The organism is Pseudoroseicyclus aestuarii (assembly GCF_003217255.1).
GTDB classification, from domain to species: domain Bacteria; phylum Pseudomonadota; class Alphaproteobacteria; order Rhodobacterales; family Rhodobacteraceae; genus Pseudoroseicyclus; species Pseudoroseicyclus aestuarii.
Genome location: NZ_QJTE01000001.1, coordinates 739,513 through 760,878 on the forward strand (window position 1 = coordinate 739,513; position 21,366 = coordinate 760,878).

Annotated in this window: 22 protein-coding genes; 14 read left to right on the forward strand and 8 right to left on the reverse strand. The window is 68.5% G+C overall.

From position 1 onward, the window contains the following. Positions 1-54 precede the first annotated feature (54 nt). Complete coding sequence (locus tag DFP88_RS03415; protein ID WP_245904659.1) at positions 55-930, forward strand: YihY/virulence factor BrkB family protein; 876 nt, start codon at positions 55-57, stop codon at positions 928-930. A 34-nt stretch (positions 931-964) separates the two neighbouring features. Here the strand turns inward: DFP88_RS03415 and DFP88_RS03420 are convergent, their stop codons facing one another. Continuing rightward, positions 965-1,786: a response regulator gene (locus DFP88_RS03420; protein WP_110813018.1), complete on the reverse strand. Its 822-nt coding sequence runs from the start codon at positions 1,784-1,786 to the stop codon at positions 965-967. Positions 1,787-1,917: 131 nt separating this feature from the next. Here DFP88_RS03420 and DFP88_RS03425 point away from each other — a divergent pair, with 131 nt between their 5' ends. The 8 genes from DFP88_RS03425 (at position 1,918) to DFP88_RS03460 (ending at position 9,514) form a co-directional block, all read left to right on the forward strand. Then, positions 1,918-2,106, forward strand: a complete 189-nt coding sequence (locus DFP88_RS03425; protein ID WP_110813019.1) for a NepR family anti-sigma factor — start codon at positions 1,918-1,920, stop codon at positions 2,104-2,106. Beyond that, complete coding sequence (locus DFP88_RS03430; RefSeq protein WP_110813020.1) at positions 2,106-2,663, forward strand: RNA polymerase sigma factor; 558 nt, start codon at positions 2,106-2,108, stop codon at positions 2,661-2,663. The genes DFP88_RS03425 and DFP88_RS03430 overlap by 1 nt, the downstream gene beginning before the upstream one ends. Next, a complete protein-coding gene (locus tag DFP88_RS03435) occupies positions 2,660-4,411 on the forward strand; it encodes a sensor histidine kinase (RefSeq protein ID WP_110813021.1) in 1,752 nt (583 codons plus the stop codon). The genes DFP88_RS03430 and DFP88_RS03435 overlap by 4 nt, the downstream gene beginning before the upstream one ends. 1 nt (position 4,412) lies before the next feature. Beyond that, positions 4,413-6,056 carry a phospholipase D-like domain-containing protein gene (locus tag DFP88_RS03440; RefSeq protein WP_110813022.1) on the forward strand — a complete coding sequence of 548 codons (1,644 nt, stop codon included), beginning with the start codon at positions 4,413-4,415 and terminating at the stop codon, positions 6,054-6,056. Positions 6,057-6,480: 424 nt separating this feature from the next. Next, on the forward strand, positions 6,481-7,122 hold the full coding sequence (locus tag DFP88_RS03445; RefSeq protein WP_110813023.1) for an ATP-dependent Clp protease proteolytic subunit: 642 nt from the start codon (positions 6,481-6,483) through the stop codon (positions 7,120-7,122). A 170-nt stretch (positions 7,123-7,292) separates the two neighbouring features. Next, positions 7,293-8,561, forward strand: coding sequence for an ATP-dependent Clp protease ATP-binding subunit ClpX (gene clpX / locus DFP88_RS03450; RefSeq protein WP_110813024.1), 1,269 nt, complete (start codon positions 7,293-7,295; stop codon positions 8,559-8,561). A 175-nt stretch (positions 8,562-8,736) separates the two neighbouring features. Then, entirely contained in the window at positions 8,737-9,120 is a 384-nt protein-coding gene (locus DFP88_RS03455) for an NADH:ubiquinone oxidoreductase subunit NDUFA12 (RefSeq protein WP_110813025.1), read from the forward strand. Positions 9,121-9,124: 4 nt separating this feature from the next. After that, positions 9,125-9,514, forward strand: a complete 390-nt coding sequence (locus DFP88_RS03460; protein WP_110813026.1) for a DUF2155 domain-containing protein — start codon at positions 9,125-9,127, stop codon at positions 9,512-9,514. On the opposite strand, the gene aat is transcribed toward DFP88_RS03460, so the two are convergent. The 4 genes from aat to DFP88_RS03480 are packed head-to-tail and all read right to left on the reverse strand — an operon-like array spanning position 9,478 to position 12,562. Then, the gene (aat, locus tag DFP88_RS03465; protein ID WP_110813027.1) at positions 9,478-10,116 is read right to left on the reverse strand and encodes a leucyl/phenylalanyl-tRNA--protein transferase; all 639 of its coding nucleotides are present in this window, start codon (positions 10,114-10,116) and stop codon (positions 9,478-9,480) included. The two genes, DFP88_RS03460 and aat, sit on opposite strands and share 37 nt — an antisense overlap. A 4-nt stretch (positions 10,117-10,120) precedes the next feature. Further along, the gene (gene accC, locus DFP88_RS03470; protein WP_110813028.1) at positions 10,121-11,470 is read right to left on the reverse strand and encodes an acetyl-CoA carboxylase biotin carboxylase subunit; all 1,350 of its coding nucleotides are present in this window, start codon (positions 11,468-11,470) and stop codon (positions 10,121-10,123) included. 9 nt (positions 11,471-11,479) lie between these two features. Then, a complete protein-coding gene (accB, locus tag DFP88_RS03475) occupies positions 11,480-11,980 on the reverse strand; it encodes an acetyl-CoA carboxylase biotin carboxyl carrier protein (protein WP_110813029.1) in 501 nt (166 codons plus the stop codon). Between the two features lie 57 nt (positions 11,981-12,037). After that, on the reverse strand, positions 12,038-12,562 hold the full coding sequence (locus DFP88_RS03480) for a hypothetical protein (protein WP_146227403.1): 525 nt from the start codon (positions 12,560-12,562) through the stop codon (positions 12,038-12,040). Between the two features lie 175 nt (positions 12,563-12,737). Between DFP88_RS03480 and DFP88_RS03485 the strand changes: the two genes are divergently transcribed. Beyond that, the gene (locus DFP88_RS03485) at positions 12,738-13,856 is read left to right on the forward strand and encodes a FliM/FliN family flagellar motor switch protein (protein WP_146227405.1); all 1,119 of its coding nucleotides are present in this window, start codon (positions 12,738-12,740) and stop codon (positions 13,854-13,856) included. Positions 13,857-13,936: 80 nt separating this feature from the next. On the opposite strand, the gene mepK is transcribed toward DFP88_RS03485, so the two are convergent. Beyond that, positions 13,937-14,512 carry a peptidoglycan L,D-endopeptidase MepK gene (mepK, locus tag DFP88_RS03490; RefSeq protein ID WP_110813032.1) on the reverse strand — a complete coding sequence of 192 codons (576 nt, stop codon included), beginning with the start codon at positions 14,510-14,512 and terminating at the stop codon, positions 13,937-13,939. Positions 14,513-14,848: 336 nt separating this feature from the next. On the opposite strand from mepK, the gene DFP88_RS03495 reads away from it, so the two are divergent. From DFP88_RS03495 to DFP88_RS03510, 4 genes are all read left to right on the forward strand, one after another. Further along, positions 14,849-16,450: a L,D-transpeptidase family protein gene (locus DFP88_RS03495; RefSeq protein ID WP_110813033.1), complete on the forward strand. Its 1,602-nt coding sequence runs from the start codon at positions 14,849-14,851 to the stop codon at positions 16,448-16,450. 24 nt (positions 16,451-16,474) lie between these two features. Next, a complete protein-coding gene (locus DFP88_RS03500) occupies positions 16,475-17,572 on the forward strand; it encodes a UDP-3-O-(3-hydroxymyristoyl)glucosamine N-acyltransferase (protein WP_110813034.1) in 1,098 nt (365 codons plus the stop codon). A 66-nt stretch (positions 17,573-17,638) separates the two neighbouring features. Further along, a complete protein-coding gene (locus DFP88_RS03505) occupies positions 17,639-17,923 on the forward strand; it encodes an acyl carrier protein (RefSeq protein WP_110813308.1) in 285 nt (94 codons plus the stop codon). A gap of 41 nt (positions 17,924-17,964) precedes the next feature. Beyond that, positions 17,965-19,173 (forward strand): beta-ketoacyl-[acyl-carrier-protein] synthase family protein, encoded by a 1,209-nt coding sequence (locus DFP88_RS03510; RefSeq protein WP_110813035.1) that lies wholly within the window; start codon positions 17,965-17,967, stop codon positions 19,171-19,173. Between the two features lie 36 nt (positions 19,174-19,209). On the opposite strand, the gene DFP88_RS03515 is transcribed toward DFP88_RS03510, so the two are convergent. Both DFP88_RS03515 and DFP88_RS03520 read right to left on the reverse strand, forming a co-directional pair. Continuing rightward, a complete protein-coding gene (locus DFP88_RS03515; RefSeq protein WP_110813309.1) occupies positions 19,210-19,857 on the reverse strand; it encodes an invasion associated locus B family protein in 648 nt (215 codons plus the stop codon). 290 nt (positions 19,858-20,147) lie between these two features. Next, positions 20,148-21,251, reverse strand: a complete 1,104-nt coding sequence (locus DFP88_RS03520; protein WP_110813036.1) for a cystathionine gamma-lyase — start codon at positions 21,249-21,251, stop codon at positions 20,148-20,150. Positions 21,252-21,366 lie beyond the last annotated feature (115 nt).

Consider the following 21,366-nt stretch of genomic DNA (forward strand, 5'->3'; position numbering starts at 1 on the left):
AGCCAGCCGCGATTGCCGTAGGCTCGTAGCTTGTGACAGGTTGGAGGGGTGTCGATGACCGATAGCGCGAGCGAGCGCCGGGAACGGATCGGCGTCATCTTCAGGACGCGCCGTGTCGTCATGGGCGTCGTGGGGCTGATCGGCGATGTCCAGCTTGGCCTCATCGCCGCAGGCGTCGCTTTCTATTCGATCTTCGCGGTTTTCCCGGCCATCGCGGCGATGATCTCGGTCTTCGGCCTGCTGGCCGATCCGGCGGTCATCGAGGAGCAGCTGCAGATGATGCAGGAGCTTATCCCTGCCGAGGCCTATCTGCTGCTGGCGGATCAGGTGCGGGCGCTGGTGACGGCCGAGACGGGGGCGCTGGGGCTGACGACGCTGATCTCGATCGGCGTCGCGCTGTTCTCGGCGCGCAACGGCGTCGCCTCCCTTATTCTCGGGCTGAACCAGATCCACGACCGCCCGAACCGCGGCGGCATTCGGCATATCGTCGTCGCGATCACGCTGACTGCGACGCTGATCCTGATCGCCATCGTGGCGCTGCTGGTGATCGTGGTCGCGCCCCTGGCCCTGGCCGTCGTGCCGCTCGGCCCCTTTGCGACCCTGCTGCTCGAGGTGCTGCGCTGGTTGATCGCTCTGGCGGTGGTGCTGGCGGCGCTCGGGGTGATCTACCGCTTCGGGCCGAACATGCGCGGTTCGCGAGGGGCCTGGCTGACGCCGGGCGCGCTTCTCGTGGTCGTGCTCTGGCTGGCCGCCTCGGCGGGCTTCTCGTTCTACCTGACGAACTTCGGCAGCTACAACGAGGTCTACGGATCGCTCGGCGCGGCCGTGGCGATGCTCATGTGGCTTTATATCTCGGCGTTTCTGGTGCTGCTGGGGGCAGCCGTCAACGTTGTCCTGCGGCGCGAGAGGCGCCGCCTGCGACAGGCGTGACGGCCCGGGCGCCCGCGCGCCCGGGCCAATCCGATCAGTCGTGCAGCGGCTGGGTTGAGGAGAAGAACATCGCCTGGCTGACTGCGGAGCGCACCTGCTCTTCGCCGTAGGGCTTGGAGATCAGGAAGGCCGGCTCGGGCCGTTCGCCGGTCAGCAGCCGCTCGGGGAAGGCGGTGATGAAGATCACCGGCAGCGAGCCATGCTTCTCGAGGATGTCGCGCACGGCATCGATGCCGGAGCTGTTGTCCGCGAGCTGGATGTCGGCGAGGACCAGGTCCGGCTTTTCCTCGCCGGCGAGGCGCACGGCATCGTCGCGCGTCCGGGCAACGCCGGTGATCGCATGACCCATGTCCGAGACGATGGACTGCAGATCCATGGCGATGATCGCCTCGTCCTCGATCACGAGGATCTTGCCGGAGATCGAATCCTCCATCTCCTGCCGCGCAAGGTCGAGAAGATGCTTGGCCTCGGATTCCTCGACCTGCATCACCATGGCGATCTCGCCGGTCGAGAATTCCTCGATGGTGTGCAGAAGCAGCGCCTCGCGCGTGTTCGGCGTCAGCTTCGCGAGGTGGGCTTGCGCGGCGGCGGCAAGGCCGCTCTCGTTTTCATCGAGGCCGGCGACGGGCGCGCCCGAGCTGTCCCAGATGCTGTGGAAGACGCGGAAGAGGGCGACGCGCGGGCTGGCCGAATGATCGAAGATCGACCGATCTTCGAGGATGGCTTCCAGCGTGGCGGCGGCGTAGGTGTCGCCACTGGTCTGGTTGCCCGTCAGCGCGCGCGCGTAGCGTCTCAGATAGGGCAGTTCGTTCCCGATCAGCTTCGCAAGATCCGGCGCGGCGGTCGTGGTGTTCATGAGGTCAGCGTTCCCGATTTCCGACTTTTTCTGGAACCGAACACCGGCGGAGGCATTGTGGTTCCACGAATGCGCCCACACAAGCTTTTGTAGTGGGACCCAGCGCGGCAAGAACAAGGTTGCTTCACTCGATGACACAGAAAGATCCGCGGTCGGCGCGTGGAGAAGATATTGACGCGCATCTGAAACGGGCATTCAGAGAGATCACGGACGAGGGGCTGCCTGACCGCTTCTCCAGCCTCCTAGAGCGTCTGCGCGAGGGGCAGGAGCCTGAGGGTGCAGCAAGCACCGCCGGTCAGAGTTCAGAAGGCGAGGCATGATGACAGCACGCGATCCGCGCGACGAGCTGGTGGAGCACCTGCCAGCCATGCGCGCCTTTGCCCTGTCGCTCACGCGGAACGGGGCGCAGGCGGACGATCTGGTGCAGGACACCGTCGTCAAGGCCTGGACCAACTTCGACAAGTTCAAACCCGGCACCAACCTGCGGGCCTGGCTTTTCACGATTCTGCGCAACACCTTCTATTCCGGGCGCCGCAAGGCGCAGCGCGAGGTTCCCGACGTCGACGGTGTCTTCACCGCGAGCCTTGCCGAGAAGCCCGCGCATGACGGTCGTCTGCAGATGAACGATTTCCTGCGGGCCTTCGCCAAGCTGCCGGACGAACAGCGCGAGGCGCTGGCCCTCGTCGGGGCCTCCGGCTTCTCCTACGAGGAAGCGGCGGACATGTGCGGCGTGGCCATCGGCACGATCAAGAGCCGCGCCAACCGGGCCCGCGTCAGACTGTCCGAGCTTCTGGGTCTCGGCGACGAGAACGCCCTCGAGATGACGGATGAGGCGACGGTCGCGGTGCTTGCCTCGAATGGTGGGCAGCACTTGTGACCTTCGGCAGGGCGGGGTCGACCTCGGGCGCAGATGACCAGCGCCCGGACCGCCCCCGCGGGCTGGTCGTTCGCATTGTCAGCTTTCTCTCGCTGGCCCTGCTGCCGATCGGCCTGATCGCCGTGGTGCAGACCCGCGAATTCCAGCAGGAATCGGCCCGCAGGTCCGAGCTTTCGCTGCTTGCGATGACGGGGCAGGCGGCGGCGCCGGTCGATAACCTTCTGCAACGCACTCAGGGCGTCGCCGAGGCCATCGGCCTCGCCATCGACGATTTCGACAATCCGGCGCTCTGCTCGGACTACCTTGCCGCCTATATCGAGGATCGACGCCTCTACGCGGCCATCGGCTTCGTCTCGACCGGCGGGGTCATGCGCTGCTCCTCGCGCGACGTGGTGGTGGATCTGTCAGGTACCGAGCTGTTCGAGCGGATGAGCGCCGGCGCGCAGGTCGTCGTGGCGCCGGGCCGGGGCGAGCTGTCCTATCGCGAGCCGGTCGTGAACGTCGTCACCCCGATGATACGCGACGGCGCGCTGCAGGGCTTTGTCCTTATTGCCATCCCGCAGCGCCGCTTCGCCCAGCGGGCGCCCGAGGCGCTGGAAGAGGGCGAGACCCTCGTGCAGCTGGTGATCTACAACCGCGAGGGCGAGATCCTCAGCGCGCTCGATCCCGACCGGCCCGTCGCCGAGCTTCTGCCGGGCGGAACTGACCTCAATCAGCGCACGGCCCTGGTGCCGACCACCGAAAGCCTGACCACCGACTGGGACGGTCGCCGTATCATCGCGGCCCAGCCGCTTCTGGCGGGATCGGTCTACGCGCTGGGGGTCTGGCGTCAGCCGTCCCTCTACGGCGGGGCCTGGGCGGCCTCGCTCTTTCCGCTGCTGATGTGGCTGGCCAGCCTTCTGGTGGCCTACTACGCCGTTCACCGGCTGGTGATCCGGCACGTCCGCCGGCTGGGCCGGACCATGCGCCGCTTTGCCACCGACCGGCAGCTGCCCGAGGAACCGTCTCACCACGAGATGACGGGCGAGCTGCGCGAGATCGAGGACGAGTTCCGGCAGATGGCCGACAGCATCCTGCGCGACGAGGCCGCCGCCGAGGACCGCCTGCGCGAGCGCGGGGTCCTGCTCAAGGAAGTGCACCACAGAGTCAAGAACAACCTGCAGCTGATCTCCTCGATCATGTCGATGCAGATGCGGCGGATCCCCGATCCGCAGATGCGCTCCGTGCTCGAGCGGCTGCAGGACCGTGTGCTCGGCCTCGCCACCATTCACCGCACGCTTTACGAAAGCGAGCATGTCGGGCGGGTCGATGCCGGCCGCCTCCTGCGCGAGATCGTGGCCCAGCAGTTCCATGGCGAAGCCGCCGATCTCGACCTGCAGTTCGAGCTTCAGTCGCTCGAGCTTCTGCCCGATCAGGCGGTGCCGCTGTCGCTGCTGGTTTCGGAGGCTGTCGCCAATGCGCTGACCAACATCGGCGCCCAGCCCGGAGAGGCCCCCTGGCTGAAGGTCGGTCTCGCCGCACTCGACGAGGACAATGCCCGTGTCGAGGTGGTCAATTCCACCGATGGCAGTGCGGCCCATGCCGCCGCAGCGGGCAAAAGCGGTCGAGGTCTGGGCATGAACCTGATACAGGCCTTCTCGGCGCAGCTCGGTGGGCCTTGCCGCATCGAGATCGGCGAGGACCAGAGCTACAAGCTGCAGACGACCTTCCCGATCCGGGCCATGCAATTCGAGCCACAGGATTACTGACGTGAGCCTCGCCACGGCCCAGGCTGCCGATCCGGTGCAGTCGGACATCCTCAAGGACCGGGCCGCCCCCGCGCCGCCGGGCGCGCCGCCGCGTGTCCTGATCACCGCCAGCGAAGCCTACCCAGAATTCGAGCGCCGGTTCCTGAACGCGAAGCGCCGCGTGCGCATGTGCTTCCGGGTCTTCGACCCTTTCACGCGCCTGCGCTCGGACGAGGCGCGGGCCATCGGCGCTGACTGGTACGACCTGATCGTGCACAAGCTGCGCCAGGGCCTCGACGTTGAGTTGACGATCACGGATTTCGATCCCATCGCAGTCACGCCGTTGCACGCGGCGACTTGGGACAGCATCCGCGCCATGGTCGCGGCCGAGGAGGCGGCGGGTGCCGCCGGGCCCGAGGGGATCGGCCGTCTGATCCTGCGCCCGGGTATGCATCCCGCCCGCGTCGGCACGGTGCCGCGGCTGCTGCTGTCGCTGCGCAGCTACGGCGAGGTCGCGCGCCTGACGCACCGGCTGAACCGCCTGCCGATGCCCGAGCGGATCGAGCAGCTGCGCACCCGCCCGGGCCTGCGCCAGCACGTCGCCTGGCGGCCCGAGGGCAAGCTGCGCCCGCGCCTCACGCCGGTGCCGGAGTTCTTTCCCGTCACCCATCACCAGAAGATCGCCATCTTCGACGACGACTGGCTTTACGTCGGCGGCCTCGATCTCGACGAGCGGCGCTTCGACGACTGGGCGCACGAGCGTCCGGCGCAGGAGACCTGGCACGACGTGCAGCTTCTGGTGCAGGGCAGGGCGGTGCAGGACGCCCATCGGCATCTCGACACTTTCCTGCGCGTGAACAGCGGGCAGGAAAGGCCCGTTCCGACGGGCCAACTGCTGCGCACGCTCTCCTCCCGCCGCCGCTTTCCGGTCCTGCGGATGAGCCCCGCCCCCGCGGTGCAGGAGCTTGAGCAGGCGCATCTCGACCAGATCACCGTCGCCCGCGATCTTCTCTATATCGAGACGCAGTTCCTGCGCGATCGCGGCATCGCCCGCGCGCTGGCCCGGGCGGGTCGCCGGCAGCCAGGCCTCGGACTGATCGTCGTCCTGCCCGCGGCCCCCGAGACGGCGGCCTTCGAGGCGCCGCGCGCGGATGCGAAGTACGGCGAATACCTTCAGGCCCGCTGCATCGAGAAGATACGGCGCGCTTTCGGCGACCGGGTGCTTTTCGTTTCCCCCGCGGGCAAGCGCCGCGCGGACGAGACCGATCACGGCCCCCGGGCCAAGCTGTTCAAGGCGCCGATCATCTACGTGCATGCGAAGGTCGCCATCGGCGATACCGACAGCGCCATCGTCTCATCGGCCAATCTCAACGGGCGCAGCCTTCACTGGGACACCGAGGCGGGTCTGCGTCTGCGCGCCGCGGACTACGGCCCCGATGCCGTGCGCGATATCCGGACCGCCTGCATGACGCATTGGATGGGCGAGGCAGGCCCGCCCCGCGACGGGGAAACCGGCCCCGAAGTCGTCGCCCGCTGGCGCGCCCAGGTGCGGGCAGACAGCGCGCGCGAGCCCTCGACGCGCGAGCAGTTCCTGCTGCCTTACGTCCTGCGTCCGGCCCTGCGGATCGCCCGCAACATGCCGGGCGTGCCGGAATCCATGGTCTGATCCTCGACGCGAGAGAGCGTACGGAACCGTAACGAGGCCGGGTGGTTCGTCTGGAGACAGGGCAGCCTGCAGGAGACGCAGATGACCATCGGAGCGATGGTCCTTGCCCTGGCGGCCGTGGTCGTCATCGCCTTTCTGATCTTCCTTCTCACGGGTGGGGGGCAGTAGGCAGATAGACTTCCGGCGGTCGCGGGCCGGGACCGGCACATACGACCGGGTCGCGGGGTTTGTCGGCCAGCCACACCATGTTTAGCAATTTCGGCAATCCCCGCGGCCCCCTGCCAGTGGCGCAAGGCCCAGCCCGCCGCCACGGCAGGTGGGCCTCGGGCGGGGTCCCATGCTTGAAGCCCCCTGTGCGCATGACTAAGACTCTCGAAGGGGTTCTCATCGTAGACGATCCCCCCAAAGGGAAAAGGCAGGGCAGATGCACGATCCGGTAGAGACATACATGAACCTCGTCCCGATGGTGGTCGAGCAGACGAGCCGCGGCGAGCGCGCCTACGACATCTTTTCGCGCCTTCTCAAGGAGCGGGTAATCTTCGTGAACGGCCCCGTGCACGACGGCATGAGCCAGCTGATCGTCGCCCAGCTGCTGCACCTCGAGTCCGAGAACCCGCGCAAGGAAATCTCGCTCTACATCAACAGCCCCGGCGGTGTCGTCACCTCCGGCCTGTCGATCTACGACACGATGCAGTACATCCGGCCCAAGGTCTCAACCCTGGTGATCGGGCAGGCGGCCTCCATGGGCTCGCTCCTGCTGACCGCGGGCGCCAAGGACCTGCGCTTCTCGCTGCCCAACAGCCGCGTGATGGTGCACCAGCCCTCGGGCGGCTACCAGGGCCAGGCGACGGACATCATGATCCACGCGCAGGAAACCCAGAAGCTCAAGCAGCGGCTGAACGAGATCTACCACCACCACACCGGCCAGCCGATCGAGAAGGTCGAGGCCGCGCTCGAGCGGGACAACTTCATGTCGCCGCAAGAGGCGAAGGACTGGGGTCTCATCGACGAGATCTTGACCAGCCGCGAGGACGCGGGCGACAAGACGCCGAATACCGCGGGCTAAGGCGATCGCGCGGGGCCCTTATTAGGCCCCGCGCAGGCCAGCTCGCGAAGACGTAAAGCGCGGGAATTTGCCGTTGTGGCCGTTCGGGCACTGGCCTATCCTAGCCGAACGGCAGCCCGTGCGAGAGATCAGACAAGGTCAAGAAGGGCCGATCGGCCCAGGGGAGCGAGATGGCGAACCAGTCCGGCAGCGACAGCAAGAACACGCTTTACTGCAGTTTCTGCGGCAAGAGCCAGCATGAGGTCCGCAAGCTCATTGCCGGCCCGACCGTGTTCATCTGCGACGAATGCGTCGAGCTGTGCATGGACATCATCCGCGAGGAGACGAAGGGCGCCGGGCTGAAAAGCTCTGACGGCGTGCCGTCCCCGCGCGAGATCTCCGAGGTGCTCGACGACTACGTGATCGGCCAGATGCATGCCAAGCGCGTGCTCGCCGTGGCCGTTCACAACCACTACAAGCGCCTGAACCACGCGGCCAAGGCCAGCGATATCGAGCTTGCGAAATCCAACATCCTGCTGATCGGCCCCACCGGCTGCGGCAAGACGCTGCTGGCGCAGACGCTGGCGCGCATCCTCGACGTGCCCTTCACCATGGCCGATGCGACGACCCTGACCGAGGCCGGCTACGTCGGCGAGGATGTCGAGAACATCATCCTCAAGTTGCTGCAGGCGAGCGAATACAATGTGGAGCGCGCGCAGCGCGGCATCGTCTACATCGACGAGGTCGACAAGATCACGCGTAAGTCCGACAACCCCTCGATCACTCGCGACGTCTCGGGCGAGGGTGTGCAGCAGGCGCTGCTGAAGATCATGGAAGGCACCGTCGCCTCCGTGCCGCCGCAGGGCGGGCGCAAGCATCCGCAGCAGGAGTTCCTGCAGGTCGACACGACCAACATCCTCTTTATCTGCGGCGGCGCCTTCGCCGGCCTCGACCGGATCATCGCGCAGCGCGGCAAGGGAAGCTCCATGGGCTTCGGCGCCGATGTGCGCGACAACGAGGACCGAGGCCTGGGCCAGATCTTCACCGAGCTCGAGCCCGAGGATCTGCTGAAGTTCGGCCTGATCCCGGAATTCGTCGGCCGTCTGCCGGTGATCGCCACACTGAATGATCTGGACGAGGACGCGCTGGTCACCATCCTGACGCAGCCGAAGAACGCCCTGGTCAAGCAGTACCAGCGCCTCTTCGACATCGAAGATACGAAGCTGACCTTCACCGAGGACGCCCTGATGGCCATCGCCAAGCGGGCCATCGCCCGCAAGACCGGTGCCCGCGGGTTGCGCTCGATCATGGAGGACATCCTTCTCGACACGATGTTCGAGCTGCCGAGCCTCTCCTCGGTCACGGAAGTCGTGGTCAACGAAGAGGCTGTCGGCCCCGAGGCCAAGCCCCTGATGATCTACGCCGACGAGAAGAAGAAGGGGAATGCCAGCGCGAGCTGAGCCTCCCTTCACGGCACAAGTTGAATGCGGTCGGCCTTCGCCGGCCGCATTTTTCGTTCGGCGGCGCGCCGCCAAGCGCCGCGGCCTCGCATCCGCGACGGCGGCGAGGGGCGCCTTTGGCTGGACCTTTCCGCCTGTTTGCGGCATGAGAGGGCAGAGCAGCGGGATCGCGAATATGAGCTTTCTGAACAACCTGAAACGCGGTGTCACCTGGTGGAACGGGTCGACCCTGAACACCCAGTTCTGGAGCTGGCGTCACGGCACCCGTGTCGGCGAGGATGCGCAGGGCAATGTCTTCTATCGCAATGCCGATGGAAGCCGCCGCTGGGTGATCTACAACGGCGAGGCCGAGGCGAGCCGGGTCAGCCCCGAGTGGCATGGCTGGCTGCACCACACCTACCAGGACCCGCCGACGATCATGCCGATGCATGCGCCCAAGTGGTCCAAGCCGCATGAGCCGAACTACACCGGCAGTGATCAGGCCTATGTGCCCCCCGGCTCGATCCGCCGCGCCGATCCGCTGCCGCGCAGCGACTACGACGCCTGGTCGCCGGAATAACCCGATGAGAGGCCTGGTTCGGGCGGCCCTCGCGGCGGCCCTCCTCCTGCCGATCGGAAGCGCGCTGCCGGCGCAGGAGTCGGTCCAGACCCTGCCGGCCGAGCGTGCCAGCGGCGGCAGCCTGCGGATCCTCGACAAGATCACCGGCATCGTGCGGGACTACGACATGACCGCCGGTGAGACGGTGACTCAGGGCCTTCTGACCGTGACGCTGGGCGAATGCCGCTACCCCACCGCGAACCCGGCGGGCGATGCCTTCGAGCTTCTGACGATCCGCTACGGCGAGGCGCCCCAGCCGGTCTTCCGTGGCTGGATGATCGCGACGGCGCCGGCGCTCAACCCGCTCGATCACCCGCGCTACGACGTCTGGCCCCTGCGCTGCAGAACCTCCTGACCCGTGGCGGCAGGGCCGGTGCCGAAACGGGCGCTGCGCTCCGTCGCCTCGGCCAGAAGTATCCGGTAGTCAGACTGGTCGATCTCGACGAAGCCGAGGCTGGCGAGGTGCGGCGTGAGGAACTGCGCGTCGAGCAGCTGGAAGCCGCCGCTGCGCAGCCGGTCCACCAGCCATGTCAGCGCGAGCTTCGATCCGTCGGTGCGCGGACTGACCATGCTTTCGGCGAAGAAGGCAGCGCCGATCTCAAGCCCGTACAGCCCACCGGCAAGGGCGCCATCCTGCCAGACCTCGACCGAATGGGCGCGGCCCGCCTCGTGCAGCTGCGTGTAGAGATCGAGGATCGGCGCGTTGATCCAGGTCTCTGCCCGGCCGGCACAGGCCTCCATCACCGCGCGGAAGGCGCTATCGTAGCTGACGGAAAAGCCGCCGCGGCGGATACGGCGGGCGAGGCTGCGCGAGACATGCAGGTGGTCCAGCGGCAGGACGGCGCGCCGCCGCGGCTCGACCCAGTAAAGCTCCGGATCGTCGCGCGCATCCGACATCGGGAAAAGTCCCGCCCGATACGCGTGCAGCAGAAGCTCGGGCGTAACGGGCGGGGCCATGGGGTCAGACGAGGGTGGCGGTCTTCAGCCAGTCCTCGAGCCAGTGGATGGTGTAATCCCCGGCCTGGATCTGCGGATCCTGCAGCAGCGCATGGAACAGCGGCACCGTGGTGTCGACGCCGTCCACGATCAGCTCTCCCAGGGCGCGATGCAGCCGGGCCAGCGCCTCGGCCCGGTCGCCGCCATGCACGATCAGCTTGGCGATCAGCGAGTCGTAATACGGCGGGATGCGGTATCCGTCGTAAAGCGCCGAATCCATCCGCACGCCCAGCCCGCCGGGGGCGTGGTACTGCGTGATGCGGCCGGGCGAGGGCGAAAAGCCGGGAAGCTTCTCGGCGTTGATGCGCACCTCGATGGCATGGCCGCGGATATGCAGATCCTCCTGGGCGAAGGACATCGGCAGGCCGGAGGCGACGCGCAGCTGCTCGCGCACGAGATCGACGCCGAAGATCGCCTCGGTCACCGGATGCTCCACCTGCAGGCGGGTGTTCATCTCGATGAAGTAGAACTCGTCGTTCTCGAAGAGGAACTCGATCGTGCCGGCGCCGGCATAGCCGATCTCGGCCACGGCATCGGCGCAAACCTTGCCGATCCGGTCGCGCAGCTCCTGCGTGATGGCGGGGCCGGGGGCCTCTTCCAGCACCTTCTGGTGACGGCGCTGCAGCGAGCAGTCCCGCTCGCCAAGGTGAACCGCCTTGCCCTTGCCATCACCGAAGACCTGGATCTCGATATGGCGCGGGGTCGAGAGGTACTTCTCGATGTAGACCTCGTCGTTGCCGAAGGCCGCCTTGGATTCGCTGCGCGCGGTGCGGAAGGCCGCCTCCAGCGCCTGCTCGGTTTCGGCGACCTTCATGCCGCGGCCGCCGCCACCGGCGGTGGCCTTGATGATCACCGGGTAGCCGATCTCGGCGGCCACGCGCTTGGCATCCTCGAAGGTCGGCACGCCGCCCTCGGAGCCGGGCACGCAGGGCACGCCGAGGCGCCGCATGGTTTCCTTGGCGGTGATCTTGTCGCCCATGATGCGGATATGCTCCGCACGCGGGCCGACGAAGGTCAGGCCATGATCCTCGACCGCCTGCACGAAGGCGGCGTTCTCGGACAGGAAGCCGTAGCCCGGATGGATGGCCTGGGCGCCGGTAACCTCGCAGGCGGAAAGGATCGCCGGGAAGGACAGGTAGGAGCTGCCGGAGGGCGGCGGGCCGATGCAGATCGCCTCGTCCGCCATGCGCACATGCATCGCGTCGGCATCGGCGGTGGAATGGACCGCGACCGAGGCGATGCCCATCTCGCGGCAGGCACGCACGACCCGCAGCGCGATCTCGCCCCGGTTGGCGATCAGGACCTTGTCGAACATGGCTGGGCCTTACTCGATGATCATCAGCGGCGCGCCGTATTCCACGGGAGAGGCATCTCCCACGAGGATGCGGCGGACGGTGCCCGAGCGGGGCGCCGGGATCGCGTTCATGGTCTTCATCGCCTCGATGATCAGGAGGGTATCCCCTTCCTTCACCGAATCGCCGACGGAGACGAAGGCGGCAGAGCCGGGCTCTGCCTGCAGGTAGACGGTGCCGACCATGGGCGAGGTCACGGCGCCGGGGTGATCGGCGGGATTGTCGCTGGCGGCGGCTTTGCCGCTGTCGCCCTGCGGGGCGGCCGGGGCCGCTGCGGGGGCCGGCGCCTGCGGCGCGGCGGGGGCCTGGGCCACCATCTGCACTTCGCGGGCGCGGGTGACGCGCACGTTCAGGCTGTCGTGTTCGCCGAAGTCGCGCTTGACCTGAAGCTCCGTCAGGTCGTTGTCGTTCAGCAGCTTTGCCAAAGCTCGAATGAAGCTGACGTCGTCGTCATGCCTGGTGGTATCGGTCATCCGCCTCTCGCCTTTTCAGCACTGTACTAGGCGCGCTTCATCGCGCTGTTGCGGCAGCTATACGCGAGGTTGCGGTTGGGGAAAAGCCGAAGAGGATTCCGGGCCTCGTGGGTCAGCCTCCCGCGGCCTCTCGGGCGGCCGATCGGCCGTCTCGTCGCGATCCCAAGACGCGAAGAGGGGCGGGTGCTGCGGCCGGAGCGGGTCGCGGAGCGGCCATGGCGTCTCGGGCGCAACCTGCCTGCCGGGCAGGGCTTCGCTCTCCTCGCCGGTCAGACGCAGCCTACGTTCCTCGCGTTCGGCGCGGGTGGTTGAGGGCAACATCGGAACATCCCAGGGCTTGAGGGTGCGGATCTCCTCTGGGGTGTCCAGCCGCAGCAGGGCCTGCCGCACTTCGCCCCAGAGCGAGGCCGGCGGCGGGCGCTGGCGCAGCGTGTTATCGGGCCCCTCAGGCGCGACGGCCTCCGAGGCGGCTTTCGGGGCGGACCTCTCGGGCACGGGGCCGGCCACCTCGGCCGGGCCGCCGTGCGGGCGCGCCTCCGGCGGCGCGAGGCCCGGCGCGAGCGGTAAGGGTCTGACGTTCATGGCCACGAGCTAACTCTCGTAAAAGGCCCCCGATGTTGCGGTGCCACAGGAAGATTAAGGATGTCTTAACGTTCGGCTGCCAATGCGCGGCATCTGCCTTCCAAGGCCTTCAGCCTTCTTAAACCCCCGCCGCCTTAACCCTGTGCCTGAACGATCTGCCGGGGGTTCGAACGCGATGGACGATACGGTGCAGGCCGAGGCTGCCGGGCAGGAGGCGCCGCAGCCGCCCTCAGATATCAAGCACCGCCTGTTGCGGCCGCTGCCACCCGAGGCGATCGCGCCGCAGATCACGCCCTCGCGCGCACTGCGGCTGGCCGCGACGCGGGCGGCAGAGCAGTCCTTGCGTCTGGCCGTCACGGTGCTGGGCGTCGCCGAGGATCTGCTCTCGGTCGAGGAGCTTCAAGATCGGCTCGAGGAGGGCCACCTGATCTTCGGCTGCCAGAGCGGGGAAAGCAGCGCCTGGTCGGGCTTTTGTGCCATGGATTCCGAAATGCGCTGCGCCGTGGTCGAGATGCAGACACTGGGCCGGCTGCGGAGCGAAGCCGCGCCGGAGCGGCCGATCACCGTCTCGGACGCGGCCCTCGCCGCGCCGGTGATGCAGCGCCTGCTGGCCGAAGTCCTCCTGACCACCTGCGGAACCGCTCTCGACGGCTGGGTCGAGGGGCATGTGCTGGCGCAGCGCCTGTCCTCTCCGCGAATCGTCGGCATGGTGCTGCCCGAGGATCGCTATCGCCTCGTGCGTATTACGCTGGACCTCGGCACCGCCGGGCGTCAGGGAGAGCTGTTGCTGGCCTTGCCGCGCCAAGCCACCTCGGCGGAGGTGCCGGAATCGCCGGTCCGGTGCGGCTGGACCGAATCGCTGCGCAGCGAGGTCATGGCATCGCCGGCAGAGATGGTCGCCGTGCTGCACCGGATGCGGCTGCCGCTGGACCAGGTGCAGCAATTCGCCATCGGCGCGGTGATTCCCCTGCATGGCACGACGGTTTCCTCCGTGCGCCTCGAGGCGGCGGAGGCGCAGCTGGTGGCGCGTGGGCGCCTTGGCCAGAGCGGTGGGATGCGGGCGCTGCGGATCCAGATGCCAGAGGCGCCGGTGATGTCCGACGGTCTTGGCCGGTCCGGTGCCCCCGAGGAGGACTGGCTCTCCGGAGACTCCCATGCGCCCGAGGTGGGCGCCCTCGCGGTCGGGGCGGACATGCCGGAGGATGGGCCGGATACGGAGGCGGCCGAGACAGAAGAAGACGCGATGCCCGTCTTCGCCGCCATGGCAGACTTCGATCCCCTGGCCGAGGATTAGACCCGGCCTATGCTAAATACGAAAAAAGCGCCCCAAAGAGGGCGCTTCTTCACGGTCGGTCCGTTCGATCGGTCGGGGTCTCAGCTGCCCCAGTTACGCACGGCGCCGCAATCCACGTGGACGAAGTTGGAGCCCGAGTAGCGGCCCACGCCGCCAGACCGGCAGGCGGTCGCGGCATCGGCCAGCTGCGACATGCTGCGGCTCTGAAGGCGCAGGTCCGCGGCCTGGCCGCGCATGTGCAGGGAATTCGAGGCCACGCCCGAGCTGTTGCGCCGCAGCATCGCGTTGGTCTGCGGGCTGCGGTAGCCCGAGAGCAGCATGTAGGGCTCATCGACCTCCAGCAGGCGATGCGCCGCGGCGGCGATATCGACCGTGCGCGTGTCGATGGTGATCTGGGAGCCGGTGCGCCAGTCGCGCATGAAGGCGTTGATCTCGTTCATCACCTCGCCGAGGTACTCGCCCTCGATCCAGTAGATGGAGTCCAGCCGCTCGCCGGTCCGGCCGTTGTACATGCGGATTCGCCGCACATCGCCCGCGCCGCGCAGGAAGCCTGCTGCCTGAGAATAGGTCGGTGCCGCCGTTACCGCAGTGGCCGCGAATGCACCGAGAAGTCCACGGCGGGACAAACCCGCCTTGCCTGTTTTCGTCTCTGTCATTTGAGCGCCTGTCCCGTCGCTTACCTGTTTGCCGGTCGTTTCGCCGGCTCTGTGCAATCTCGTCATCGGATGCACCCCTTCTATGGCACAGGTCGATTCTTCGACCAAGCCTTTCTGAGGCGGTTCCCGTGAAGATTGCGTAATCGGCGGGAACCTGCCCAAAAGGCTAAAGGGTTAACTGATTTGGAACAGGTGGTGCCCCAGTGCCACGGGTGGCCGGGTGGCCCGCTACGCGATTGGCGGCGCGGTGCGGACATCATAGTTTCGCCGCGTGGGGATGTATCCTCGACCGGGTTCCGCCCTGTCGGGACCAGAAGAAGAAAAGAGGACCCATCGATGCAGGCTCTTCATCACCATGCCGCGCGCGGGCTGCGCGCCGCCGCGCTGGTCCTGGCCGCCGGGCTGGCGCCCTTGCCGGCCTTGGCGCAGGTCACCCCCTTCCGCCAGGCCGTCGCCGAGGCTTCGGCGCAATCGGACGAGGTGGCCGCGCTCTACCGCGCGCGGGGATTCGAGGGGCTCTGGACCGGCAGCGACGTGGCCGCCATCGCGCGGCGCAACGCCTTCCTGGCCGCGCTCGGCGGCGCCGCCATGCAGGGGCTCCCGGCGCAGGACTACGATGCCCTCGGGCTGATGGCGCAGATGCGCGCCGCCCGCACCGCCGAGGAGCGCGGGCGCATGGACGTCGCGATGACGCGGCTCTTTCTGGACTATGCGCGCGACGTGCAGACGGGGCTGCTGACGCCTTCGGCCGTGGTGCCGCTGATCAAGCGGGAGGTGCCGATCCGCAGCGCCGAGGCGCTGGTCGCGGGGCTGACGGCGGGCGATCCGGCCCGCTTCTTCCGCAGCCTGCCCCCCTCGAGCCCCGAATACGTGCGCCTGATGCAGGCCCGGATGGAGCTGTCGCAGCAGGCCGCTCTCGGCGGCTGGGGGCCGCGGCTGCAGCAGGGCGCCCGGCCCGGCGATACCGGCCCCGCCGTCGTGGCGCTGCGCGACCGGCTGGTCGCGATGGCCCTGCTGCGCCCGACCTCCAGCGCGGCTTTCGATGCGGCGATGGAGCGGGCGGTGCGCCGGTTCCAGGCCTCGGTCGGGCTGACCGAGGACGGCACCGTCGGCGGCGCGACGCTGGAGGCGCTGAACGTGCCGCTCGAGGAGCGGCTGCATGCCGTCCTCGTCGCGATGGAGCGCGAGCGCTGGACCAACATGGACCGTGGCGACCGGCACATCTGGGTCAACCTGACCGACTTCCACGCCACCATCGTGGATGAGGACCGGGTCACCTTCTCGACCCGCTCGGTCATCGGATCGACCGGCGCCGACCGGCAGACGCCCGAGTTCTCGGACGTGATGGACCACATGGTGATCAATCCCAGCTGGTACATCCCGCGCTCGATCATCGTGAACGAGTACCTGCCGCGGCTGCGCGCGAATCCCCAGTCCCTCGGGCATCTGCAGGTCGTCAGCGCCGGCGGGCAGGTGGTCAGCCGCAACCAGAGCTTCGCGCAGTACAGCGCCAGCAGCTTTCCCTATTCGATGCGCCAGCCGCCGGGCCCCTCGAACGCGCTGGGGCAGGTGAAGTTCATGTTCCCGAACCGCTACAACATCTACCTGCATGACACGCCCAGCCAGCACCTGTTCGGCAATACGGTGCGGGCCTACAGCCACGGCTGCATCCGCCTCGACGATCCCTATGACTTCGCCTACGCGCTGCTCGCGCCGCAAAGCGAGGATCCGCGCGGGATGTTCCAGTCGATCTTGAACACCGGGCAGGAGCGGCGGGTGAATCTCGATCAGCCGGTGCCGGTGCACCTTGTCTACAGGACGGCCTTCACCAGCCTCGACGGCACGGTGAACTACCGCCCCGACATCTACGGGCGCGACGCCGCGATCTGGGCGGCGCTGGCGCGCGAAGGGGTGGCCCTCGGCGCGCCCGCCAGCTAATCACCGGCGCCAAGGGGGGCGCCGATGCCGCACACGATAGCACAGATCGCCGACGCGCTGGGGGTCGAGGCCCTGGGCGACGCCAGCCTCACCGTCACAGGCGCGGCAGAGCCTGCCGCCGCCGGGCCGGGCCAGCTGGCCCTCGCGCTTTCGCCGCAGTGGGCGCAGGCACTGGGGCAGGGCGGGGCCCGCGCTGCCATGCTCTGGCCGGGCGCCGACTGGCAGGCGCTGGGGCTCGAGGCGGCGGTGATCGCGCCGCGCGGGCGTCTGGCGATGGGCCGCGTCACGGCGATGTTCGACCCCGGCCCAGAGATCGCCCCCGGCATCCACCCCCAAGCCCATGTCGAGGAAGGCGCGGAACTGGGCGAGGATCTGGCCATCGGCCCCTTCACCAGCATCGGTAAGGGCGCCCGGATCGGCGCCGGAACCCGCATCGCGCCGGGCGTGACCATCGGCGCCGGGGCCGAGATCGGCCCGGGCGCGCTGATCCACGCCGGCGTGCGCATCGGGCGCGGCGTGCGCATCGGCGCCCGCGCGATCATCCAGCCCAATGCCGTGATCGGCGGGGACGGCTTTTCCTTCGTTACCGAAGAGCCCGCCAAGCTCGAGGCCGCGCGGGCCCAGCTGGGCCAGGTCGAGGGCGCCGGCAAGGGCGATCCGACCTGGCATCGCATCCACTCGCTCGGCTCGGTGGTACTGGGCGACGACGTCGAGATCGGCGCCAATACCACCATCGATTCGGGGACCATCCGTCCCACCCGGATCGGTAATGGCACCAAGATCGACAACCTCGTGCAGGTCGGCCACAACTGCCTGATCGGGGAGCATTGCCTGCTGTGCGGGCATGTCGGCCTCGCCGGCAGCGTCACCATCGGCGACAGGGCGGTGCTGGCCGGGAAGGTCGGCGTGGCCGACAACCTGACCATCGGCGCCGACGTTGTGGTGACCGGCGCCTCGAGCGTGTTGTCGAACGTGCCGGCAGGCTGGGTGATGATGGGCTACCCGGCCACCAAGATCGAAATCCAGATCGAAAGCTACAAGGCGCTGCGCCGCCTGCCGCGCCTGATGCGGTCATTGACCGGCAGTCAAAAACCGGTTCCCAAACCGGGACAGGGCAAGTAAATCAGCGACCAGAAAACGGGGGCGCAGACCATGCAGATGGACAAGACCTTGGACGCGGACGCAAGCATGCTGCCCTCGGCCCATCGGGACATCGGCGCCCGGGTGACCGCGATCCTCGCAGAACAGGCGATGCTGGAGCCCTCTGACGTCGAGCCGCAGCATTCCCTTGCCGAGATCGGCATCGACAGCCTCGGGCTGGTCGAAAGCATCTTCGCCATCGAAGAGGCTTTCGACATCCAGGTGCCGTTCAACGCCAACGATCCGGCCGCCAGTGCCGAAGCCTTCGACATCTCGACGGTGGCCACAATCACCGCCGCGGTCGAAAGCCTCGTGAGGCAGCAGCACGCGTGACGCAGGAAGGACGGTCCCCCGCGCCGGCGGCCCGAGCCGGGGTGCATCGCGTGGTCATCACCGGCGCCGGCACGATCAATGCGCTTGGCCATGACGTGCCCTCGACCCTCGCCGCGATGCGCGAGGGGCGCTGCGGCATCGGCCCCCTCTCGATCCGCGACGTGGACCGGCTGAGCGTCAGGATCGGCGGCCAGGTCACCGGCTTCGACGAGGCGCAGCATTTCTCGCGGCAGGAGCTCTCGCTCTACGACCGTTTCACCCAGTTCGCCCTGATCGCGGCGCGGGAGGCGATGGCCCAATCCGGCCTCGCGCCAGAGGGGGAGGCGGCGCTGCGGATCGGCGTCGTGCTGGGCAATTCCGGCGGCGGCCTCGGCACCACCGACGACAACTACCGCGCCGTCTACGAAGAGGGGAAAAGCCGCGTGCATCCCTTCGTCGTGCCGCGCCTGATGAACAACGCCGCCGCCAGCCATATCTCGATGGCGCACGGGCTGATGGGCCCCAGCTTCACCGTCTCGACTGCCTGCGCCAGTTCGAACCACGCGATGGGGCTGGCCTTCCAGATGGTCCGCTCGGGCGCGGCGCCCGCGATGGTGACCGGCGGGTCCGAGGCGATGCTCTGCTTCGGCGGGGTGAAGGCCTGGGAGGGGCTGCGCGTGATGTCCCGCAGGGGCTGCCGGCCCTTCTCGCGCGACCGGGATGGCATGGTGCAGGGCGAGGGCGCGGCGGTCTACGTCTTCGAGACGGAAGAGAGCGCGCGCGCCCGCGGCGCCGAGATCCTGGCCGAGGTCGCGGGCTTTGCCATGACCTCGGACGCCAGCGATATCGTCATGCCCAGCCAGCAGGGCGCCGAGCGGGCGATCGCCGGGGCGCTCGCGGATGCGGGGCTCTCCGCGGGGGAGGTCGGCTACATCAACGCCCATGGCACCGGCACCGCCGCGAACGACCGCACCGAATGCGCCGCCGTCGCCTCGGTCTTCGGTGCGGCGGCAGAGCGGGTGATGATCTCGTCGACGAAATCGATGCACGGGCACCTGATCGGCGGCACCGGCGCGGTCGAGCTTCTGGCTTGCCTCAGCGCGCTGCGCGACGGGGTGGTGCCGCCGACCATCGGCTATGCCGAGGCCGATCCCGACTGCCCGCTCGACGTGGTGCCCAATGTCGCGCGCGAGGCGCGGGTGGGCGCGGCCCTGTCGAATGCCTTCGCCTTCGGCGGTCTCAACGCCGTTCTGGCGCTGCGGGCCGGGTGACGGGGGCCCGCCTGTCGGGCCCCCGCCGGATCGGCGTCACTCGCCTTCGCTGATCGCGTCGAAACCGGCGGTGAAGCCCGCCAGCGACATGTCCAGCGTGACCTCCTGGTCCGGCGCCGCGGCCGGAACGATGCGCACGGTGCCCGAGGCGCCGCGGCGGAACTGGGTCAGCTGCTCGTCCGACAGGCCGAAGCGCGAGACGCAGCCCGCCTGGTTGCAGAACTCGTAAGGATACTGCCGCGCCTCGTTGGTGCCGATCTGCAGCGTCAGCTGCTCGGTCAGCTGGGTTTCCAGCGGCACCACGACCACCACGCCGGCAGCGGCCTGGTTGCCCTCTTCGAGCGGCAGGATGCTGATCTCGGCGACGGCGTTCTCCTCGCCGTCCAGCAGCAGCTGGTACAGCTGGCAGGGCTCGGCCTCGCCTTCGGGCGCCCGCAGGCAGCGCTGCGACCAGTCGTCGAATTCGTCGCGGATATAGGGCTGGCCGGGGGCATCCGCCGCGGCGGCGGGGTCGGCCTGCGCCGTCCCGAGGTCCAGCGCGTCCTGGCCGGCGGTGTCTTCACTCGCGGCGCCGGTCTCCTGGCCCGCGGCATCGGCCTCGGCCTCCTGCGCAAGGGCCGGTCCCGCCAGTGGCAGGGCGCCCAGGATCGCGGCGAGGGTCAGGGGCTTAAGCTGTTTCAGCATGGTCATGTCCCGTTTTGGGGTCGGTCATCTGCGCCCCTCTAACATGCTGCCGCGCCAACTGTCAGGAAGAAACCCGTGAGCACGGGGCGGCAGGGCGGCAGTTTGCCCAGAACGTGAAAAAGGGGCCGCCGGCGGCCCCTTTCCCTTGGTCTCTCCCCGTCGGACTTGGCCGACTGTGTCTCCCCGTCGGACTTGGCCGACGCGTTTTGTAAAGGCTACGAGACAACCGGGGATCGGTCAACGGATCTCTGACCGTGGCGCGCGAAACCTCGACCCTGCCTGCCTGCGCCTCAGGCCGGGCGCAGCGCCGCGTCCAGCGCCTGCCAAAGCTCCTCCACCGGCTCGCAGCCGATGGAAAGGCGCAGCGCGCCCGGATCGACCGCGTCCCCCCAGCGCGCGCGCCGCTCGGCCGAGCTGTGGGTGCCCCCGAAGGAGGTCGCGGCGCGCAGGTAGCGGCAGGTGTCGACCAGCCGCTCGGCGGCCTCTTCATCCGCCAGCGTCAGCCCGATCAGGAAGCCGAAGCGGGTCATCTGCGACGTCGCCAGCCCATGCGAGGGATCGCCCGGCAGGCCGGGATAGCGCACCGCCCGCACGGCGGGATGCGCTGCGAGCCGCGCGGCGATGACCTCGGCGCTGTCGCACATGCGGGCGAACCGTAGCTCCAGCGTCTCGAGGCTGCGGTGCAGCAGCCAGGCGTCGAAGGCGCCGGGGATCCCGCCCGAGATCTTGCGCCAGTCGCGCACTGCCTCGAGGATCGCCGGATCGTTGCTCGCCAGATGCCCGGCCAGAAGGTCGGAATGCCCGCCCGGCGCCTTGGTATCGGCGGCCACGACGACATCCGCCCCCAACGCCAGCGGCCGCTGCCCGAAGGGCGTCATCGTCGTGTTGTCGACCACCGTGAGCCCACCCGCGGCCCGCACGGCCCGCGCCGTCTCGGCGATGTCGATCAGGTCGAGCCCGGGGTTCGAGGGCGTCTCGAGGAAGACCATGGCAAAGCCCTCGAAGCCTCCTTCGGAGAACGCCGTCGTCGGACGCTGCTCGACCTCGACGCCCAACCGCGCCAGGTAGTTCTCCGCCAGCAGCCGGCTGGTGTAATAGCCGTCCGTCGGCAGCAGCAGCCTGTCCCCGGCCTTGAGGAGCGCGAAGAAGGCCGCCGCGATCGCCGCCATGCCCGACGGGAATAGCAGCGCCGGCGCCCCCTCGAGATGGCCCAGCGCATGCTCGGCCGCCTCCCAGGTCGGATTGGCCATGCGCCCGTAGGCCGGCACGCCGGCGGGATCGCCGGGCAGGTGGAACACCGAACTCATGGTCAGCGGCAGCGACAGCGGCTCGCCCTTCTCGGGCAGGGTGCCGCGCAGGTGCAGCAGATCGGCGGCGGAGGGCATGTCGGTCATCGCGGAACCTCTTGGACGAAACCGGCACACCAAAGGCGCAGCCTTGCCGAAGCACAAGCCCCCATCTTCTCTTTGCAAATATCCCGGGGGGAGGCCCGGCGCAGCCGGGACGGGG

Coding starts and splice junctions, on each gene's coding strand:
- DFP88_RS03460 (WP_110813026.1), top strand. CDS start 9,125: ATGAGAGGCCTGGTTCGGGCGGCCCTCGCGGCGGCCCTCCTCCTGCCG.
- DFP88_RS03485 (WP_146227405.1), top strand. CDS start 12,738: ATGGACGATACGGTGCAGGCCGAGGCTGCCGGGCAGGAGGCGCCGCAG.
- DFP88_RS03505 (WP_110813308.1), top strand. CDS start 17,639: ATGCTGCCCTCGGCCCATCGGGACATCGGCGCCCGGGTGACCGCGATC.
- DFP88_RS03425 (WP_110813019.1), top strand. CDS start 1,918: ATGACACAGAAAGATCCGCGGTCGGCGCGTGGAGAAGATATTGACGCG.
- accB (WP_110813029.1), bottom strand. CDS start 11,980: ATGACCGATACCACCAGGCATGACGACGACGTCAGCTTCATTCGAGCT.
- aat (WP_110813027.1), bottom strand. CDS start 10,116: ATGGCCCCGCCCGTTACGCCCGAGCTTCTGCTGCACGCGTATCGGGCG.
- mepK (WP_110813032.1), bottom strand. CDS start 14,512: ATGACAGAGACGAAAACAGGCAAGGCGGGTTTGTCCCGCCGTGGACTT.
- clpX (WP_110813024.1), top strand. CDS start 7,293: ATGGCGAACCAGTCCGGCAGCGACAGCAAGAACACGCTTTACTGCAGT.
- accC (WP_110813028.1), bottom strand. CDS start 11,470: ATGTTCGACAAGGTCCTGATCGCCAACCGGGGCGAGATCGCGCTGCGG.
- DFP88_RS03445 (WP_110813023.1), top strand. CDS start 6,481: ATGCACGATCCGGTAGAGACATACATGAACCTCGTCCCGATGGTGGTC.
- DFP88_RS03455 (WP_110813025.1), top strand. CDS start 8,737: ATGAGCTTTCTGAACAACCTGAAACGCGGTGTCACCTGGTGGAACGGG.
- DFP88_RS03495 (WP_110813033.1), top strand. CDS start 14,849: ATGCAGGCTCTTCATCACCATGCCGCGCGCGGGCTGCGCGCCGCCGCG.
- DFP88_RS03480 (WP_146227403.1), bottom strand. CDS start 12,562: ATGAACGTCAGACCCTTACCGCTCGCGCCGGGCCTCGCGCCGCCGGAG.
- DFP88_RS03515 (WP_110813309.1), bottom strand. CDS start 19,857: ATGCTGAAACAGCTTAAGCCCCTGACCCTCGCCGCGATCCTGGGCGCC.
- DFP88_RS03500 (WP_110813034.1), top strand. CDS start 16,475: ATGCCGCACACGATAGCACAGATCGCCGACGCGCTGGGGGTCGAGGCC.
- DFP88_RS03420 (WP_110813018.1), bottom strand. CDS start 1,786: ATGAACACCACGACCGCCGCGCCGGATCTTGCGAAGCTGATCGGGAAC.
- DFP88_RS03430 (WP_110813020.1), top strand. CDS start 2,106: ATGACAGCACGCGATCCGCGCGACGAGCTGGTGGAGCACCTGCCAGCC.
- DFP88_RS03415 (WP_245904659.1), top strand. CDS start 55: ATGACCGATAGCGCGAGCGAGCGCCGGGAACGGATCGGCGTCATCTTC.
- DFP88_RS03520 (WP_110813036.1), bottom strand. CDS start 21,251: ATGACCGACATGCCCTCCGCCGCCGATCTGCTGCACCTGCGCGGCACC.